This is a genomic window from Stomatobaculum sp. (assembly GCF_057248925.1).
Genome location: NZ_DBHIHF010000021.1, coordinates 1 through 18,222 on the forward strand (window position 1 = coordinate 1; position 18,222 = coordinate 18,222).

The following is an 18,222-nucleotide window of genomic DNA, read 5'->3' on the forward strand; positions in this document are numbered from 1 at the left end:
TTGATTCTACTAGCGTTGCGGGGTTTTCTACCAACTCTTTTTGTCCTATAACTCCAAAAAGAGCTGCGGGACGAAAATTTCGTCCCGCAGCTCTTTTGCTTTGTCTGTCGGCCTGCACTTTACGGCGCCGTTGTCTCGCCCTCGTTCTCGGTGTTGACCTTCTCGAGCACCGCATCCTTTAAGACAGCGTACTTGTACTCGCCCTCCTTGTAGACATCAAAGCGCCCGCGCACGGTGATTTCCGAGCCCTCCGGCGGATAGTCGTCGGGAAAACGGTAGTTGTCCGCAAGCTTGAACTCGATGCCCTGCGCACAGCAGGCGGTCGCATCCTGCACGATGCAGGAGTAGTAGTCCGTGTCCTTCGTCTCGTCGTGGTAGATTGCGACGAGTCCCTTCATCCGTATGGTCTTGCCCATGCAGCTGTCAGGATTCACCATGATGTTATAGACCTCCGAGAAAACCATGGTAGCGCTTAACTTCGTGAGGTCGATGTCCGTGCCATCCGCGCCCTTTAAGTCGACCGGTGCTTCACTGCTCTCTTCGACCACGCGGCTCGCCGCGGTGACATCGACGGTCTCCGACGCTGCGCTCGCTGCCTTCTGACTCTCCGCCGCCTGTTGCCCCGACGCGAGCACCTCATTGACACTCTTGGTCTGGCTTCCGCCGGCACGGCTCTTTGCCCCGTCCGCGCCGCCGCAGGCACTGAGCAGAAGCACAAGCGCCAGTGCCGTCGGCCATACATAGTTCTTATTTTTCATGCTGTCTTCCTCCGCTGTACCGCCGCAATCAGGCAACAAAGCCCGAATGCGATTGCATCCGCCGCGACGATGGTCGAGCCGACCGGTGTTCCCGCGAGGATAGACGCGAGAATACCGAGCAGCGCGCAGGTCACCGAGAGCAGTGCGGAACAAACGGTAACACTCTTAAAGTTGTGAAACAGGCGCATTGCCGAGAGCGCCGGGAAAATGACCAGCGCCGAGATGAGCAGCGACCCCACCAGATTCATTGCGAGCACGATGATGACCGCGACCGTGATCGCAATCAGGAGGTTATACCGCCCGGCGTCGGTCCCCGAGGCGCGCGCAAAATTCTCGTCAAAGGTCACCGCAAAAATCTTCTGGTAATAGACAATGAAGAGGCAGACCACCAGGAACGAGAGTGCGGCGCAGAGCTGCACCTCCCGGCTGGTCAGCGTCAAAATCGAGGTCGAACCGAACAGCGTCGAGCAGACATCGCCCGAGAGATTGGCCGAAGTTGAGAACACATTCATGACCAGATAGCCGAAGGCCAGGGCACCGACCGAAAGCATGGCGATGGCCGCATCGCCCTTAATCTTACTGTTCTGGCCCGTGCGAAGCAGGAGCACCGCGCAGACTATCGTGACCGGCAGAATGAGAACCATCTGGTTCGAGAGCTTCAGGACCGTCGCAACGGACATGGCGCCGAAGGCGACATGCGAGAGACCGTCGCCGATGTAGGAGTAGCGCTTCAGGACCAGGGTCACCCCGAGGAGCGAGGAGCTCAGCGCAATCAGCACGCCGACGATGAGGGCGTAGCGCACAAACGGATACTGCAGATAAAAGAGGATTTTTTGTACCATAGCCATCATGCGTTCACACTCTCTTCCTGTAAAAACCACTCGCCGAGCCGAGAGTGCTGATATTCCTCTCTGGTGCCGAAGAACACCTTCTTGCCGATGTGCAGAATATGTTGCGCATACTGCACAGCTGCCGCAATGTCGTGCGAAATCATGATAATCGTGATACCCTCTTCATTCAGCCCCTGAATCAGCTGGTACATGTCTGCCGTAACTTTCGGGTCGAGACCCGAGACCGGCTCATCAAGAAGCAACATCTTCTCGGTCGCGCAGAGCGCCCGCGCGAGCAGCACGCGCTGCTGCTGTCCGCCCGAGAGTTCCCGGTAGCAACGCTTCCGGAATTCGGTAATGCCCATGCGCTCCATGTTCTTTTCCGCGCTCTCCCGGTCTGCCTTTCTGTAAAACGGCCAGAAACCGGTTCTGCCCTGCCGCCCCGAGAGCACAATTTCCTCGACCGAAGCCGGGAAATCGCGCTGCACCAGGGTCTGCTGCGGCAGATACCCGATTTCATTGGCGCGAAGACCGTCGCCGCGCTCCACCGTGCCGGCGAGCGGCGGCTGCAGTCCCAATATGGTTTTCATCAGCGTGCTCTTGCCGGAGCCGTTCTCTCCGACGATGCAGAGATAATCTCCCGCGTTGACTTCAAAATTCAAGTGTTCCAAGATGCTTTTCTGGTCATAGCCGAGTGTCAGATCCCGGCAGAGAAGCTGTGCCATGCTTTGCCTTTCCGTTACAGGCGCTTTCGCGCCTTCATTCCGTTTCCTTACTGCAATGCTTTCTTCAGAACTTCCAGATTCTGTTGCATGATGCCGAGATAGGTCTCGCCGCTCTCGATGTCCTGTTCCGTCGTGGACTGCATCGAATTCAGAGTCAGAATATCCTGATTCTTGTCCTTCGTATTCTGGATGATGGTCTCCGCAATCTTCTTGTTCGGCCCCTCAATCGTCATGACGTGCTTCAGGCCGAACTCATCCATCTTCTTTGCGAGGAAGGAGACCGTCTCAAAGCTCGCCTCGGTCTCTGCCGAGCAACCCACAAAGGCCGCATAGTACTTGATGCCGTAGTCATCCACGAGATAGCGGAACGGGAAACGGTCACCGAAGAGCAGGGTCTTGTTGGCCGCTGCCTTGACCGCATCTGCGTACTGCTGATCCAGCGAATCGAGCTGCTCCGTGTACTTCTTTAAGTTCGCCTCATAGACTGTCGCATGTGCGCTGTCGAGGCTCTTCAGATCTTCCGTGATGACTTCACAGATGCTCTCGGCATTCCGAAGCGAAAGCCACACATGCTCGTCGTATTCCGGGCCTTCCTCTTCTTCGCTCTCTGCGCTCGCCGCCGTGCTCTCACCCGCAGCCTGACTCTCCGCTGCCTGGCTCGCTGCCTCAGTCTCGCTGTCCTTGCTGCCCTCTTCTTCCTCGGCCTGCATGCCCTCGACCACTTCCTCTTCCTTCGTGTTGTTGCCGAGCGCCTCGAGGAGGTTGATGACCTTACGGTCCGGATTCTTTCCTTCCTTCAGTGCATCCTTGACCCAGCCGTCCGATTCACCGCCGACATAGAGGAAGAGGTCGCACTCGGAAATCTTTGCGATATCCTCGGCGTTCGGCTGGTAGCTGTGCAAATCGACGCCCTTGTCAAGAAGGAGCGTGATATCCGCATTCTTTGCCTCGTCGCCGAGAATCTGACGCACCCAATCGTACTCCGGGAAGATGGTCGCGACAATCTTTAACTTCTTGCCGCTCGCCTCTGTTGTGCTCTCCGCACTCGCCGCTGTGCTCTCCGTCTTCTTTCCGCTCTGTCCGCACCCCGCAAGTGTGCCGAATGCGAGCACTGCCGCTGTTGCCATTGCCATCCAACGTTTGAATTTCATGTCTCTCCTCCTTGTGTTATAATGCCGACAAACTCAAGCCACAGCTGCAGTAGCAGGAACGGCGGCATGTGACCCGAAAGGGCCACTGCCGCCGACTGTGCACTTCGAATTTGAAAGCTGGTTTTATTTTATGTCGCTGTTCCTACTTTGTCAAGCACCCCGAAAGGATTGCCATGCATTTCCGTCCGAATGATATCCGCCGCGCACTGCAAAGCGCACCCGCACCGCAAAAAAAAGAGCGAGAGGCCGCTGTCCTCCTCCCCCTGATTGAGAAAAACGGGGAGCTCTTCATCCTCTTTGAGCGCCGCGCGCTCTCCCTCCGCCACCAGCCCGGCGACATTGCGCTCCCGGGCGGCGGCATCGAAGAAGGCGAGACGCCGCTCGAAGCCGCCCTCCGCGAAGCGCGAGAGGAACTCTTGGTCGAAGACCGCCAGCTCACCGTGCTCGGGGAAATCGGCACAGAGAGCGGTCCCGCCGGACAGAAGGTCTATGCCTTTGCGGCGGAGCTTACGAACTACCGCGGCACATTTTCACCCGCCGAGGTAGACCGGGTCTTTACCCTGCCCCTCTCCTTTTTTCTGACCCACCGCGCCGAGCACTATCGGGGGAGCTTTGTCGCCCGCCCGATTGAGAACTTTCCCTATGACAGAATTGAGGGCGGTCGTAACTATCCCTTCGCCGTCCGCGACTACACCATACCCGTCTATCCGGACACCGCGCCCTTAATCTGGGGCATGACCGCCCGGGTGCTGGAGCGCTTTGTAAAGCGCCTCCTCGGCGGAAGCGCGCCGGTGTAAAGGAAAACATTTCAGCGGCTTCCCGCGAAGACAGCGGACTCCTATCGCTGTCTTTTCCCGCCGTGCACATGACACACCACTTAAAGCAGCTGTCATGCTGTGCTTCTTTCCCTTTCTGTATTCTACCGCTTCGTAACCCGACACGCCGCGTAAAGCCCCCTCGGAAAACCGAGGGGGCTTTCTCTTCTCTCAGAACGCGGACAGATAGAGATTCTCCTTCTCCGGCAACGCAAAGTTCTCTTCGAGCATGCGAACATGGGATAGGAAGGCCGCATCCTCAAAGTACTTGGCGCCCTGCTTGCAGCCCCGCACGCAGGCTTGACACTTGATGCAGATGCCCGGGACCTTTGAGGTGTCCGCCGCGTCAATCGAGCCCATGGGACAGTGCGCCGCACAGGCGCCGCAGTGCAGGCACTTTTCAAGATCCGTGAGCGGTTTTGCCTTTAGGAATTTGGCGGGTGCGCCGTCCTCTCCCTTCGGCACATAGTAGGGCGCCCCGGCTTCTCCCGGCACCGTAAACGCAAGGGAAGCCGCTTCCAAAGCGGCGAACTCCGTCGTCTTCAGCGCTTCCGCCGCACGCGCCGCAAAGCTTCGAGCCGCGGCAAGTTCTTCCACCCGCGGTCTCTCGGGACAGATGCGGTCCGAGAAGGCGTGGCGGCAGGCAAAGGCAGCTGCCGCAAGCGGCAGAAAACCGTTTGCCCGGAGCACGGATAAAAGCTCCGCAAGGCTGTTGTCAAAATTTCGGTTACCGTAGCTCACAAACAGAAGAACAGGCGTATTTTCGCCGCGAAGCTTCTCCTGAAATTCCGGCAGTATCTTATTCGGTAGCTTGCCCGCATAGGTCGGAGAGCCGATGATCAAAAGTTCATCGCTCGAAAAACGACGCACCTCCTCCCGCTCCCGCGGCAGGGTAAAGGAGCATATTTCCGCGGGACAGGCCAGCGCCTCCGCCGCTCCCTCCGCCATGGCCTTCGCGTACTTTGCCGTCCCGCCCGTCGGACTGAAAGATAAACTGTGAATCTCACGAATCTGCATGCCTATTTCCTCGCTTTCATCGTCAAAACGACTTTTTCTGAGACCATTATACCATGTGCTTCTCCGCAGATTCCGCTTTTTCCGTCGCTTATTATCTGATTATATATAACTAATTTGTTTTTTTCTGACTATGTTATATTGTTCTTGAAACCGTTTTTTATCAAAGAAAGGAGGCTCCTTATGAAACTGCGCAGACACTTTGTTATCGCGGCCCTTGCTTTTGTTCTCTTGCTCGCAGGCACAGTTTTTCACACGCAGGTGCTCGGCTCCGGCAACGAAGTCCTCGATACGGACGACTATGCGGAAGGCGAGGCGGAAGAAGAAGGAACACTTCCCGAGGGTTGGATTGAAATCGGAGACCACGAATACATGAATCCGTCCACCGGAGAGTGGGCAAAGGTTCACGTCTCCGAACACAACTAAGAAGCTTGGGCGCAGGCATGGCAAGGGCTACCGACTCTTTTCTCCTACCACTTTGTAATTGTCTCATTCAGGTTCAAAAAAAGGGCGCCGGCTTTACCGGCGCCCTTTTGAGGGGGTAGGAGGATTAATCGAAGCGCTTGTTTTACTTCGCTGCCGCAAAGCCTCCCTCGAGGTCTGCGATGATATCGTCGATATTCTCGGTTCCGATCGAGAGGCGAATCGTGTTCTGCTGAATGCCCTGCTCGACAAGCTCTGCATCGCTGAGCTGCGAGTGGGTCGTGGTCGCCGGGTGAATGACCAGGCTCTTTGCATCCGCGACATTTGCGAGCAGAGAGAAAATCTTCAGGTTGTCGATGAAGGCAAATGCCTCCTTCTGTCCGCCTTTGATGTTGAAGGTGAAGATCGAAGCGCCGCCGTTCGGGAAGTACTTCTGATAGAGCGCGTGATCCGGGTGATCTGCGAGGGACGGGTGGTTCACCTTCTCAACCTGCGGGTGCTTCTTCAGGAACTCGACAACCTTCAGCGCGTTCTCGACATGGCGCTCCACGCGGAGCGACAGGGTCTCGGTGCCCTGCAGGAGCAGGAATGCGTTGAACGGCGAGATGGCACCGCCCTCATCGCGGAGCAGGATAGCGCGGATATAGGTCACAAACGCCGCCGGGCCTGCGACATCCGCGAAGGATGCGCCGTGGTAGCTCGGGTTCGGATCCGCAATGTTCGGGAACTTGCCGCTCTTCTTCCAGTCATAGCTGCCGCCGTCCACAATGATGCCGCCGAGCGTGGTTCCGTGGCCGCCGATGAACTTCGTCGCGGAATGAACCACAATGTCAGCGCCGTGCTCAAACGGGCGAATCAGGTAGGGCGTGCCGAAGGTGTTATCGACCACGAGCGGCAGGCCGTGCTTATGCGCAATCGCCGCAATCGCATCGATGTCCGGGATATCGGAGTTCGGGTTGCCGAGGGTCTCAAGGTAGACTGCTTTGGTGTTCGGGCGGATTGCATTCTCGACTTCATCGAGTTTGTGCGCATCGACAAAGGTGGTCTCGACGCCGAACTGCTTCAGCGTATGTGCGAGCAGGTTGTAGGTGCCGCCGTAGATGGTCTTCTGTGCGACAATGTGGTCGCCCGCCTGTGCGAGCGCCTGGAAGGTGTAGGTGATTGCCGCCGCGCCGGATGCAACCGCGAGTGCCGCGGAACCGCCCTCGAGCGCTGCGATTCTCTTCTCAAAAACATCCTGGGTGGAGTTCGTGAGTCTGCCGTAGATGTTGCCGGCGTCTCTCAGACCGAAGCGGTCTGCCGCATGCTGCGAGTTGCGGAACACATAAGAAGTGGTCTGGTAAATCGGAACCGCTCTCGAATCGGTCGCCGGATCCGGATTCTCCTGGCCGACATGCAACTGAAGGGTCTCAAACTTGTACTTTCTCTGCTCGCTCATTTCTATTCCTCCATGAACCCGAACCGCTCGGGTTTTCTCTCTTCAAACTGAGGGTTTGTTCTCTCTGTTTCTTCCCTCAAACTCACTAGGTATGTTCGGATTATAGGGGATTCCATCTTGACTGTCAATGATTCCGGCGCCATAGCTTTCTTATACGCAGCCATTACTTTTTTTGATATCCGGGCTGCCTGCTGCTCTTCGTTTCAGCGCTTTGTGAGGCGCTGCAGAAGGGCAACTGCGAGCATCATCACAGTCGCTGCGACAAAGAGACCGCCCATGCCCTTGCCCATAATTTCCAGTGCGATTTCCGCTGTATTCATTTTCTTCTCCTCCTCTTTTCTTTAGAGGTACTGGGACACAATGCTGATGACGAGACCACCCGCAATGACGGATGCGACCTGACCCGCGACATTGGTGCCCGCCGCCTGCATCAGAATAATATTGCCCTTCTGTTCCTCGTTCGCGAGCTTCTGCACGACGCGGGACGACATCGGGAACGCCGAGATGCCGCAGCCGCCGATCATCGGATTGATGAGGGGCTTGTGAAGAATTGCGAGCACCACATTGACAAGCTTCGCAAAGAGCACACCCGCCATCGTATCAAAGACAAAGGCGACAAGGCCGAGTGCCAGTATCATGAGCGTCTGCAAATTCACGAACTGCTCCGCCCGCATGCTGAACGAAATCGTGATGCCGAGGAGCAGCGTAATCAGATTGACCAGCTGATCCTGCGCGGTCTGACTCAGCGTGTTCAGAACGCCGCACTCGCGGAGGAGGTTACCGAACATCAGGAAGCCGACCAGTGCGACCGACTGCGGGGAGATGAAGCCGACAATCATGGTGACCGCAATCGGGAACGCAATCCGGGTGAACTTCGGAATTGCCTTCGCGTTATAGCTCATGCGGATCTGACGCTCCTTCTTCGTCGTGACCAGCTTGATTGCAAAGGGCTGGATAATCGGCACGAGCGCCATATAAGAATAGGCCGCGACCGCAATCGGGCCGATATAGGACGAATTCAGAACCTGCGAGACCAGAATCGAAGTGGGACCGTCCGCCGCGCCGATGATGCCGATCGAAGCAGCATCCTTTAAGTCAAAGCCGAGGAGCGCTGCCACGAAGATGACCGCAAAGATGCCGAACTGCGCCGCCGCACCGAAGAGAAAATAGAACGGCTGGCTTAGAAGCGGCCCGAAGTCAATCATCGCGCCGATGCCGATGAAGAGTAAGAGCGGCATCATCTCCGAGGACTCAATGCCGACTTTGTAGAGCCACTGAATGATACCGGCCGCCGGAACCTTGCCCTGGACGAGCTGATCCAGAACGCCGCTCATCGGCAGGTTTACCATAATGGCGCCGAACCCCATGGGCAGTAAGAGCGACGGCTCATACTCCTTGTTGATTGCGAGCCAGATGAGGACGATGCCGACCACATACATGACAAGCTGCTGCCAGGTGACAGCCCGGATGCCTTCGAGTAAAAAATCCATACTTTCTTCTCCTTTTCTGTTCCCGCTGTGCCACAGAGCCAACAAAAAAAGACTCTTACCACAGCTTTATCTGTGGTAAGAGTCTTGCCATCGGTTTTTCCTTAACCGGATTCGGACGCTCGCGCATCGGGTATGTCGCCTCCGGTTGCTGTGCTCTGCACTGCCAGCTACTCCCTCTTACGCGAATATCATACGCGCGGCGCTTTTAATTGTCAAGAAAAAACAAAGTTTAGAGCAGCGCCCAGAGGTTCTCCGTGACCTCCATAAGCAACTCGTTAATCTCAAAGAGGTTTTCGTTCCCCTGTCCCGCCGCTGCGAGATGACTCGCCTCGTCGAGCAGGTCCACCGAGTCCTCCATGACCGCGAGTTCCTCTTCGGTGTGATCCGCCGCATTGAGGTAGCGCTCCGACTCCGGGCACTCTTCAAACTTGTGCTCGCCGACATCCTTAATCTGCTTTAAGACCTCGCGCAGTTCTTTGATGTGACCGATGTCACAGGATGCCCCGCTGTGTGCCGCTTCTGCGACCGCAAGCCGCTCTTCCTTTAACTCCAGAAGGAATCTCCGTAAACCGTCTTTTTCTCTTCTGTGCATATGCTTCCTCCTGCCAGACTCTATCGTCAATCCCGCACTGCGGGAGGGGTTCACTGCGCGTGCGACACTTATGTTTTTCTTATTTAACTTTATATCATCATAATACTCAAAGAAGGTGGCTTTTTCAAGGGGCTATTTTGAACGCAGGCTCCCAGTGAAAGCTAAGTCTCTTCCGGGTCTTAGGGTGTGTAAAGCCAAGTCCGGTCGCCGCAAGGCAGAGACCGCCGTAGGAAAAGAGACTCTCCTGCTCCGGAAGCGACACGCCGTACTTTAGGTCACCGAGTATGGGAAGCTCTCGCGCCGCAAACTGCAGGCGAACTTGATGCCGTCTGCCGGTCAACAGTTCTATCTCCACCTCGGTGAACTGCTTCCCCGCAATGAACTTGCTGCGGAGCACGCGGTAGTTGAGGCGCGCCTCTTTGGCGCCCGGCGTTCCCTTCGGTACAACGCGACTTATATTTTCCTTCTTATCCTGCAAAATCCAGTCCGTAAAGCTTCCGCTCTTTTCCGCCGGCTTTCCGAGTATCAGCGCGCGGTAGCGCTTTTCCGTCTTCTGCGCCTGAAGTTCCTTCGAGAGCGCGGCCGCCGCGGCCGGTGTCTTGCCAAAGAGCATGAGCCCCGTGACAGGCTTATCGAGGCGGCGTATGAGCCCCACATAAGGCCTGCCCTTGCCGCCGACAGCGAGATGCTTTCGCACCAGATTCACCATATCGGGCGCAAGACCGCGCGCTTCCTCGCTCTCCACGCCGGCCGGTTTCACCGCGACCAGCACTTCGGCATCCTCATAGATGATTTCCATTCTCTCCTCCCGCCAGATTCCCGGGACTTCGCAGCAAGGCTTCCTTCCTGCTCCGCGGCAAGCGTTTCAGCGCCGCCTCCCGGCAGAGCGCCGCCCGCTTGTTTGGCAGGCGCTCCAGATAGACAAGGGTCAGCGGCCCGCGGCCGCGCGTATACTTCGCGCCCTTTCCGGCGCGGTGTGCCGACAGCCGTCGCTCCATATCCACCGTATAGCCGCAGTAGTAAGTCCCGTCACCGCAGAGGAGGAGGTAGACATACGCTGTCTCCTCCTCCTCTGCGGTGTTCTTTTCAGGCGCCACGCTTGCGGCTCTCCTCTTTGCTCTCCGCGAGTTCCTGCTCCAGCATGTCAATCTGCTGCTGCATGCTCTCGATCCTCTCCTGCAATTCACCGAGGTCTGCGCTGTAGGCATGCGCCTTCTTCTCGACCGTCTTGCCGCCGATTCGCACCGGGCGCGCCGGAATGCCGACCGCCGTCGAATCCGCCTGCAGCGGCTTTAAGAGCACGGCATTTGCCGCAATCTTGCAGTTGTCGCCGACTTCAAAGGAACCCAGAATTTTTGCGCCCGCACCGATGGTCACATTATTGCCGATGGTCGGGTGGCGCTTGCCCTTTTTCGTGCCGACGCCGCCGAGCGTCACGCCCTGGTAAATCGTGCAGTTATCACCGACCTCCGCCGTCTCGCCGATTACGACACCGGTTCCGTGATCAATCAAAATGCCCTTGCCGAGCCTTGCCCCCGGATGAATCTCAATCAGTGTCATGAAGCGCGAAAACTGGGAAATGAAGCGCGCAATGAAATAGTGCTTGTGTTTCCAGAACCAGTGCGCAATGCGGTAGGCAATCAGCGCATGCACACCCTGATACAGAAGCAGCACCTCAAGAAAACTGCGCGCCGCCGGATCTCTGTCCTGCGCTGCGCGGACATCCGCAATGATATCGCGAAGCAGCATAACTCCCTTACCTCTCCAATACATGGAGCGCGCGGAGCGCCTTTGCGATGCCGTCCGCCCTGACGGTATCCGCAATATAGCTCGCATACGCTTCCAATTCTCTGTCGTGCTCGCCCATCGCAATGCGATTGGCGGCGTTACTCTGAAACATCGTGAGATCGTTCACGCTGTCGCCGAAGACATAGCAATCGTCTGCCGCAATCGAAAAGCGCTCCATCAGAAAATTGACCGCTTTGCCCTTGGTAAATCCCTTCGGCACAAACTCGTAAAACCCTCTGCCGCGCGCAATTCCCGCAAAGTCCGGCGTAGCTCGCAGCAGTGTCTCGATGCGGGGATCTTTCTCCCCGCCGGGCACGGTCTGCACGCAAAACTTGTCGAATAAAAAGGTGTTGTCCGTCAGCGCATTTACCTTGGTCTTCACCCGGCTGCTGACAAACGCGAGCTGCTTCTCCATGAGCACCTCATTTTCAAACGGGCGGTTTGAAAAGTAGACAGCCTCCTGCGCTTCCAGTATGGCATCGAGCCGCAAGTTCAGCAGAAGCTCCCGGAGTTCCGTCCCTCGCGCGTGGGAAATGCGCCGCTCGAGGAGCACCGCTCCGTCCGCAATGATCTCTGTCCCGCAGCCGCAAACCGCGCAGGAGATGCCGAATTGTTCCATCTCCTGTGTCAGAAGGCAGCGCGTGCGACCGGAATTCAAATAAACAAGATGTCCCGCCTCACGCAGTGACCGGATAGCTGTCACTGCGCTCTGCGGGATCTCCTTGCTCTTGTCGTCGACCAGAGTTCCGTCGACATCGAAGAAAAATAATTTTTGATTCATGAAACGCTTACGGCTGGGTTGTGCTCTCTGCAGCCGCGCTGCCCTCGCTCGCCTGGGTTTCCGTCGTTGCCTCGCTTGCCTGCGTCTCGCCCGCTGCTGTCTCACCTGCGGATTCCCCGGCGGATGCCGCCTGCGTGTCATCCGCGCCTGCCGGGACCTTGGTCGCCTTGTCGAGGATGAAGTTCGCGACCTGCAGCTCTCTCGCCTGCAGATCCACCTGCTCCTTACCGAGAATCGAGACCAGCATATCCTTCGAGTAACCGTAGCTGTCCTCGAGCGCCTTATACGCCTCGTCGTTCAGCTTCAGCTTCTCTTTCTTCGCGATTGCATCGACCATCAGCTTGACCTTCGCGACATTCTCGCCCGCCGCCTGCATCTGCTGGTCGTAGTTCTCCTGCGTCATCGAAGTCATCTGCAGGTAGCTCTCGAGCGTGAGGCCATACTGCTGGAGCTGCTTGTTCATGCGATCCTTCTGCAGCTCGGTCTCGTACTTCTTCGCCTCGTCGCTGACCTCAAACGTGGAGGAAGCCATGACAGCGTCCAGCGCCGACGTGAGCTCCTGGTTCTTCTCGTTCTTTTCCTTCTGCGCAAGCAGCTGCTTCTTCACTTCCTCGCGGTACTGCTCCACCGTGGTCTGTGCATTGTTCGTGGTCTTCGCGACCCACTCGTCGTTCAGCTCGGGCTTCGACTTCTCCTGCACCGAATTCACCGTGACATCAAAGGTAACCGCCTGGCCCGCGAGATCCTTGTTGCCGTAGTCCGCCGGGAAGGTGAGGTTTAAGGTTCTCTTCTCGCCCTTCGCCGCGCCGATCAGGCCGTCCTCGAAGCCGTCAATAAAGCTGTGGCTGCCGAGTTCCAGGTTTTGTCCCTTCGCCGTGCCGCCGTCAAACGCAACGCCGTCCTTCTTGCCCTCGTAGTCAATGTTGACGGTATCGCCGGAAGCCGCCGGGCGATCCACCTCGGTCAGGTTCTGGCTGTTCTCAAGCACATTCTGAATGTAGCTCTCGACTTCCTCATCGGATACGCTGACATCGTGGGTCTTGATCTCAATGCCCTCGTACTTGCCGAGCGTAACCTTGCCGAAGTTCTTCGGCTCCTTCGGGAGGTTTGCGTCGGCTGCGGTTGTGCTCTCCGCAGCTGCGCTGCCGTCCGAGCTCTTAGCCGCGGCCTTCTTGCCGCAGGCCGCAAACGAAATTGCCATCGCCGTAAGGCCGGTCATCAGCAGCAACTTTTTCGGTGAAAATCTCATTCTTATAACTCCTTTTTTTTGATTCTTTCCTCGCAGAGGCGTTTACGCCTCCGGGTAGAACGCCTTGAATGCGAGGTACATATTGTAATTATCCAGCTTGCTCGTCACTTCAAACGGCGAGTGCATCGAGAGCACCGCAACGCCGAGATCCACGACATCGACATTGAGGCGCGCCACGTCACCGGCAATCGTGCCGCCGCCGCCGAGATCCAGCTTGCCGAGCTCACCAATCTGCCAGTATACGCCGTTCTTGTCCATGATATCAATCACTTTTGCCATGAACTCCGCGCTCGCATCGCTCGCGCCGAACTTGCCACCGGAACCCGTGTACTTCGTGAGCACCACGCCGCGATTCAAGTAGCTCGAGTTCTTTGCCTCAAACGCATCGGCAAAGGTCGGGTCATACGCGCCGTTCACATCAGCCGAGAGGCAAGCGGACTTGGCAAAAACATCTTTCGCGTCGACCCCCTCCATCTGCGCGAGATAGCAGATGTAATCATAGAGGAAATTCGACTTGGAACCGGTGGTGCCGCAGGAACCGATTTCCTCTTTGTCGGTGAGAATCGTGACGGTCGTGTACTCTGGATTTACGGTGTCGAGCTGTGCCCGCAGCGCCGCATATGCGCAGACTCTGTCGTCCTGACCGTAGCCGCCGATCAGCGAGCGGTCAAAGCCGATGTCGCGCGGCTTGTCCGCCGGTACAAATTCAATCTCCGCCCGTGCGAAATCGCGCTCGGTAATGCCGTACTTCTCATTCAGATAGCGAAGCACTTCGAGGCGGAACGGCTCCTTCACACTGTCGTCCGGATAGGGCGTCGTGCCGAGCACAATGTTCAGTTCCTCTGCGCGCAGTCCCTCGGAGAGCGTTCTCTGCATCTGCTGCTTCGCGAGGTGAATCAGGAGATCGGTGATGTAAAGAACCGGATCGTTCGGATCCTCACCGATCGTAATCTCGACCGTCGTGCCGTCCTTCTTCACGACAACGCCGTGCATCGCGAGCGGAATGGTGCCCCACTGATACTTCTTGATGCCGCCGTAGTAATGGGTCTTAAACAGCGCAATGTCATTCGACTCATAGAGCGGGTTTGGTCTCAGATCGATACGCGGGGAATCAATGTGCGCGCCGTTGATCCGGACGCCCTCCGCAAGCGACTTCTTGCCGAAGACGGTGATTGCCATTGCCTTGCCGCGATTGGTCGAGAAGACCTTGTCGCCTGCCTTGTACTTCTTCTTGGAATCGAAACGCTCGTAGCCGGCCTCCAGCAGAAGCTTCTCCGCGTAGTTCACGCACTCGCGCTCCGTCTTGCAGGCACCGAGAAACTCCATATAGCCCTTTGCAAATTCGTGCGCCTTTTCCCGCTGCTCAGGCGCCTTCTTTGCGATGTTCGGATACTCCCAGCAGAGCTCCTTCTCCAGCTGCTTGCCCTTGCTCAGTTCCTTCTCCGCCATTTCGTGCTCCTTTCCGCTACTTTGCTTTATGATATGAAAAACCGGCAGCCTAAGCTGACGGTTTCTCATTCCCAGAATCGGGTATAACTCAAAGCTTGATGTTCTTCAGCAGATCGCCGAGGTTGGTCGTCGCGCGGGTCTTCTCCTCGTACTTAAAGCCGCCGGTCTCCTCGAGCGTGTTGTTTCTGCCGCTGAAATGATCGTCCGGCTCCTCGAGTGCCCGCATGGAAAGGGAAATCTTGCCGTCGCCGATCTTGATGATCTTGACCTTGACTTCCTGGCCTTCCTTGAGGACATCTGCCGGTGTCTTGACTCTCTTTCTCGAAATCTGCGAGACGTGCAGGAGACCCGTCGCACCGCCGAGATCGATGAATGCGCCGTAGTCCTTCAGAGACTCGACCTTGCCGTCCAGCACATCGCCGACCTTGAGCTCGGCGAGGCGCGCCGCCTTCTCCTTTTCCTTCTCCTCCTGCTCAATCGCGCGGTGAGAAAGGACAAGGCGCTTCTTCTCCGGGTCTGCCGTAATCACGACAACCGTGATGTGCTTGTTTGCGTAGTCCTCGAGCTTCTCAACATAGCTCGAGGAGAGCTGGCTTGCCGGAATGAATGCGCGCGTATCCTCGAGATATGCGATGCAGCCTCCCTTCACAGCCTCGATGATCTTGACATCGAACTGCTCCTTGCTCTCGACAAGGCTCTGCAGATGCTCCCACTTGCCGCCGTCCTCATTTTCAACTTTCTTTGCGGTCTTGAACGATTCGTTAATTTCCTGCTCGAAATCCTTCATGCTCTCTTCTGCCACTGTGGTACCTCCCCCGAATCCAGCCAAAAGGCCGTTATTTGCTGATAAGTATATCACATTTCCCGCCGGTCTGAAAGCAATAGTTCAATTTGTGCCCGCCTTATGCTTGACAGATGCGAATTTGTTGCTATACTAATAACAGTTCCTATTACTGATGGAGGCGCTATGAAAGTACGAAAGCACAGTCGACAGCGGGACGCCATCCTCTGCAATCTTTCCGCCCGTATGGATCATCCGACGGCGGACATGATTTATCGGGATCTCCGGGAGGAATATCCCCGCATCAGCCTCGGCACCGTCTACCGCAATCTGAACCTGCTCGCGGAACTTGGGCAGATTCGAAAGATTCACTGCGAAGGCGGCACAGAGCATTATGACTTTGATACCTCCGATCACTGTCACTTCGTCTGCAAGCACTGCGGCAGTGTCGTCGATCTCCCGCTGGAGACCGATCACACCCTGAACGCGCTCGCGGAACAGACAGGCATCGGAACGGTTGAGTGCCATGCCCTCGTATTTTACGGTGTTTGCCGCAGCTGTGAAGAGGCGGCAAAGGCGACGGTCTCCCGGGAACAAGTCGCGGCTCCTCTCTGAGTCCGCGCGGTCTCTTCCGGTTTGCCGGAAGAGATTGTTTTTGAAAATGTCAGGCAATGCAATACAACACATAGAAAAGGAGAATACGATTATGAAGCAGTGGAGATGTACAGTTTGCGGTTACATTTTTGAGGGACAGAATCCGCCGGAGGCCTGTCCGCAGTGCAAGGCTCCCGCGAGCAAGTTCGAGGAAGTCAAGGAAGACGGCAACATGGTCTGGGCTGCAGAGCACCAGGTCGGCATCGCCAAGGATGTCGATGAGGAGATCAAGGCAGGCCTTCGCGCAAACTTCGAGGGCGAGTGCACCGAGGTCGGCATGTATCTCGCAATGAGCCGCGTGGCTTTCCGCGAGGGCTATCCGGAGATCGGTGAGTACTGGAGAAGAGCGGCTCTTGAAGAGGCGGATCACGCTTCCCGCTTCGCAGAGATGCTCGGTGAGGTTGTCACCTCCTCCACGAAGAAGAACCTTGAGATGAGAGTCGCTGCCGAGTTCGGCGCAACCCAGGGTAAGGTTGACCTTGCTACGCTGGCAAAGAAGCAGAACCTCGACGCGATTCACGACAGCGTCCACGAGATGGCACGCGACGAGGCGAGACACGGCAGAGCTTTCCAGGGCTTGCTGAAGAGATATTTCGGCGAGGAGAAGTAATTCTTCTCTTCCGAAAGGCTGTGAGAACCTTCCTCCATGGGTTCTCACAGCCTTTTTTCTTTGCGGATTTTCCTGTTTTTTGTTACGCTTCCGGTAGAAACTGCAACAGGAGGTTTGGTATGGATGATTTTGTAAAAGACTATTATGCGCTGCCAAGCGCTGTTGAGCGGCTGCGGTTTTTGGAGCACGCGAAACAGGAGCTCACTCGCTCGGAGAATGAAAAAGTTCTCTGTGCGCTGCTCAAAAAACTTCTGTACGCGCGTTTCGGCCCCTACCCCGCGCGCCCGCACGCGACCGATGCCTTTCTCGCCGCCTTTCTGTCTCTCCGCGTCACCTTTCAGCGGGACAGCGGCTTTTTGTCGCGCGGCAAGCAAAAAGCAGAAGTGCTGCGCGCCTTCGCAGCACTTCTGCTCCCTGACTTTCTCATAGAACCGCTCTCGGACAACCCCGCCTATCCGGCGCTCTTACAGGCCGAATGGGCCGATTTTGCCGATACGCTGTTTCGCACCTGTCTCCGCGATCCTGCCTACCGCACGCGCGTCTTCGGTCTGCTCCCGATGAGCGACGAGATGACCGCAGCCCGCATCCGTAGCGAAGTGCGGCAGCTCTTCCGTGAGCTGCCAGCGCGCTTTTCGCTTCAGCGGGAAACCGCGCCGCTTCTCTCTGTCATGGAAGAGAGACTTGCCGCCGTAATCGGCTCATAGGGCAGACGGATATACCGCCCCTCTGTGAGCGGATACTCGCACTTCCCGCCGGTTGAGAGCGAGAGCGCGAGGGAGAGCATTGCCTTTGCCTGTCCCTCGCTGTCGTTTCTGACGGTGCCGGTCAGGCTCCCCTCCCGCACCGCCGTGATCCCCGGATTCGTGCCGTCGATGCCGAAGACGGGCGGGGGCGTGACAGCGCTCTCGCGATAGGCATCCAGCGCGCCGAGCGCCATGTCGTCGTTGTTCGCGAGTATCAGCTCAATCCGGCTGCCGTAGCTTGTGAGCAGCTGCCGCACCTGCGTCTGCGCCTGCAGGCGGTTCCAGTTTGCGAGCGCATAGCCGAGTTTTTCGAGTGCGACGCCCTCATCCCGGAGGGTCGAGGTCGCATACTCGGTCCGGAGAATCGCGTCCTGATGACCCGCCTCTCCCTCGAGCACCACATATTGAATCACACCGTCTTGGTTTCGGTCTTCCTCGGGGTGCGCCTTTAAATAGGCGGCCGCAAGCCTCCCCTGAATGACGCCGGACTCCTTCGCATCGGCGCCGACATAGTAGAGCTTATTCCAGCGCTCCAGATCCTCTTCAACCAGCTCCCGGTTAAAGAAGATGATAGGGACGCCCTTCTTCTTTGCCATATCGATGATTTTTCCGGGCGCCGTCCGGTCGACCAGGTTCACACAGATGATGTCGCAGCCGTTGTCGAGCATCTGCCGCACGGCCTTGTCCTGCAATTCCTGACTCCGCGCGGCATCGCTCATCTCAATCTGCACACTCCCCTGTTGCAGCGCGGCGTTCTCCCGGAAGGCCCCGGTCAGCTCTGCGATAAAGGTATCGTAGCTGTCATAGACACTCACGCCGATTCGCACTTTCTTTTTGCTGTGCGCGCGCTGCGCTGTACAGCCCGTGAGCAGCACGAGCGTGAGCAGCAGTGACAGCACACACAGAATTCGCTTTTGCATCTCGCCTCGCT

21 protein-coding genes are annotated in these 18,222 nt (G+C 57.0%); 5 read left to right on the forward strand and 16 right to left on the reverse strand.

The features are described 5' to 3' along the window. Positions 1-119 precede the first annotated feature (119 nt). From ACO4XG_RS08335 to ACO4XG_RS08350, 4 genes are read right to left on the reverse strand one after another with little or no spacing between them, the layout of a single operon-like run. Positions 120-758 carry a hypothetical protein gene (locus tag ACO4XG_RS08335; protein WP_308509578.1) on the reverse strand — a complete coding sequence of 213 codons (639 nt, stop codon included), beginning with the start codon at positions 756-758 and terminating at the stop codon, positions 120-122. After that, the gene (locus ACO4XG_RS08340) at positions 755-1,609 is read right to left on the reverse strand and encodes a metal ABC transporter permease (RefSeq protein WP_308509577.1); all 855 of its coding nucleotides are present in this window, start codon (positions 1,607-1,609) and stop codon (positions 755-757) included. The genes ACO4XG_RS08335 and ACO4XG_RS08340 overlap by 4 nt, the downstream gene beginning before the upstream one ends. Continuing rightward, on the reverse strand, positions 1,606-2,313 hold the full coding sequence (locus tag ACO4XG_RS08345; RefSeq protein WP_308509576.1) for a metal ABC transporter ATP-binding protein: 708 nt from the start codon (positions 2,311-2,313) through the stop codon (positions 1,606-1,608). The genes ACO4XG_RS08340 and ACO4XG_RS08345 overlap by 4 nt, the downstream gene beginning before the upstream one ends. A gap of 47 nt (positions 2,314-2,360) precedes the next feature. Then, positions 2,361-3,464, reverse strand: coding sequence for a metal ABC transporter substrate-binding protein (locus ACO4XG_RS08350; RefSeq protein WP_308509575.1), 1,104 nt, complete (start codon positions 3,462-3,464; stop codon positions 2,361-2,363). Positions 3,465-3,637: 173 nt separating this feature from the next. Between ACO4XG_RS08350 and ACO4XG_RS08355 the strand changes: the two genes are divergently transcribed. After that, positions 3,638-4,261 (forward strand): NUDIX hydrolase, encoded by a 624-nt coding sequence (locus ACO4XG_RS08355; RefSeq protein WP_308509574.1) that lies wholly within the window; start codon positions 3,638-3,640, stop codon positions 4,259-4,261. Between the two features lie 189 nt (positions 4,262-4,450). On the opposite strand, the gene ACO4XG_RS08360 is transcribed toward ACO4XG_RS08355, so the two are convergent. Continuing rightward, positions 4,451-5,296, reverse strand: a complete 846-nt coding sequence (locus ACO4XG_RS08360; protein ID WP_308509573.1) for a 4Fe-4S binding protein — start codon at positions 5,294-5,296, stop codon at positions 4,451-4,453. A 180-nt stretch (positions 5,297-5,476) separates the two neighbouring features. Here ACO4XG_RS08360 and ACO4XG_RS08365 point away from each other — a divergent pair, with 180 nt between their 5' ends. Continuing rightward, positions 5,477-5,719, forward strand: a complete 243-nt coding sequence (locus ACO4XG_RS08365) for a hypothetical protein (protein ID WP_308509572.1) — start codon at positions 5,477-5,479, stop codon at positions 5,717-5,719. Positions 5,720-5,861: 142 nt separating this feature from the next. On the opposite strand, the gene ACO4XG_RS08370 is transcribed toward ACO4XG_RS08365, so the two are convergent. The 10 genes from ACO4XG_RS08370 to ACO4XG_RS08415 all read right to left on the reverse strand — a co-directional run bounded on the left by ACO4XG_RS08370 (position 5,862) and on the right by ACO4XG_RS08415 (position 15,305). Further along, on the reverse strand, positions 5,862-7,154 hold the full coding sequence (locus ACO4XG_RS08370) for an O-acetylhomoserine aminocarboxypropyltransferase/cysteine synthase family protein (protein WP_308509571.1): 1,293 nt from the start codon (positions 7,152-7,154) through the stop codon (positions 5,862-5,864). A gap of 341 nt (positions 7,155-7,495) precedes the next feature. After that, complete coding sequence (locus ACO4XG_RS08375) at positions 7,496-8,644, reverse strand: sodium ion-translocating decarboxylase subunit beta (protein WP_308509570.1); 1,149 nt, start codon at positions 8,642-8,644, stop codon at positions 7,496-7,498. Positions 8,645-8,873: 229 nt separating this feature from the next. Then, complete coding sequence (locus tag ACO4XG_RS08380) at positions 8,874-9,236, reverse strand: hypothetical protein (RefSeq protein WP_308509569.1); 363 nt, start codon at positions 9,234-9,236, stop codon at positions 8,874-8,876. 124 nt (positions 9,237-9,360) lie between these two features. Beyond that, on the reverse strand, positions 9,361-10,035 hold the full coding sequence (locus ACO4XG_RS08385) for an RluA family pseudouridine synthase (RefSeq protein ID WP_308509568.1): 675 nt from the start codon (positions 10,033-10,035) through the stop codon (positions 9,361-9,363). After that, positions 10,019-10,333 (reverse strand): GIY-YIG nuclease family protein, encoded by a 315-nt coding sequence (locus ACO4XG_RS08390; RefSeq protein ID WP_308509567.1) that lies wholly within the window; start codon positions 10,331-10,333, stop codon positions 10,019-10,021. Before ACO4XG_RS08390 ends, ACO4XG_RS08385 begins: the two co-directional genes overlap by 17 nt. Further along, on the reverse strand, positions 10,323-10,985 hold the full coding sequence (gene cysE, locus ACO4XG_RS08395; RefSeq protein ID WP_308509566.1) for a serine O-acetyltransferase: 663 nt from the start codon (positions 10,983-10,985) through the stop codon (positions 10,323-10,325). The genes ACO4XG_RS08390 and cysE overlap by 11 nt, the downstream gene beginning before the upstream one ends. A gap of 7 nt (positions 10,986-10,992) precedes the next feature. Continuing rightward, complete coding sequence (locus tag ACO4XG_RS08400) at positions 10,993-11,805, reverse strand: HAD-IIB family hydrolase (RefSeq protein WP_308509565.1); 813 nt, start codon at positions 11,803-11,805, stop codon at positions 10,993-10,995. A gap of 7 nt (positions 11,806-11,812) precedes the next feature. After that, positions 11,813-13,054 carry a trigger factor gene (gene tig / locus ACO4XG_RS08405; RefSeq protein ID WP_308509564.1) on the reverse strand — a complete coding sequence of 414 codons (1,242 nt, stop codon included), beginning with the start codon at positions 13,052-13,054 and terminating at the stop codon, positions 11,813-11,815. 42 nt (positions 13,055-13,096) lie between these two features. After that, a complete protein-coding gene (locus ACO4XG_RS08410; RefSeq protein ID WP_308509563.1) occupies positions 13,097-14,503 on the reverse strand; it encodes an aminopeptidase in 1,407 nt (468 codons plus the stop codon). Between the two features lie 88 nt (positions 14,504-14,591). After that, entirely contained in the window at positions 14,592-15,305 is a 714-nt protein-coding gene (locus ACO4XG_RS08415; RefSeq protein WP_009532808.1) for a S1 RNA-binding domain-containing protein, read from the reverse strand. A 165-nt stretch (positions 15,306-15,470) separates the two neighbouring features. Between ACO4XG_RS08415 and ACO4XG_RS08420 the strand changes: the two genes are divergently transcribed. From ACO4XG_RS08420 to ACO4XG_RS08430, 3 genes are all read left to right on the forward strand, one after another. Continuing rightward, positions 15,471-15,899, forward strand: a complete 429-nt coding sequence (locus ACO4XG_RS08420) for a Fur family transcriptional regulator (RefSeq protein ID WP_308509562.1) — start codon at positions 15,471-15,473, stop codon at positions 15,897-15,899. Positions 15,900-15,990: 91 nt separating this feature from the next. Further along, entirely contained in the window at positions 15,991-16,548 is a 558-nt protein-coding gene (locus ACO4XG_RS08425) for an NADH peroxidase (RefSeq protein WP_308509561.1), read from the forward strand. A 119-nt stretch (positions 16,549-16,667) separates the two neighbouring features. Then, positions 16,668-17,252, forward strand: coding sequence for a DUF6553 family protein (locus tag ACO4XG_RS08430; protein ID WP_308509560.1), 585 nt, complete (start codon positions 16,668-16,670; stop codon positions 17,250-17,252). Here ACO4XG_RS08430 and ACO4XG_RS08435 read toward each other — a convergent pair. Beyond that, positions 17,186-18,211, reverse strand: a complete 1,026-nt coding sequence (locus ACO4XG_RS08435) for a galactose ABC transporter substrate-binding protein (RefSeq protein WP_308509559.1) — start codon at positions 18,209-18,211, stop codon at positions 17,186-17,188. The genes ACO4XG_RS08430 and ACO4XG_RS08435 overlap by 67 nt on opposite strands. Between the last annotated feature and the right edge of the window lie 11 nt (positions 18,212-18,222).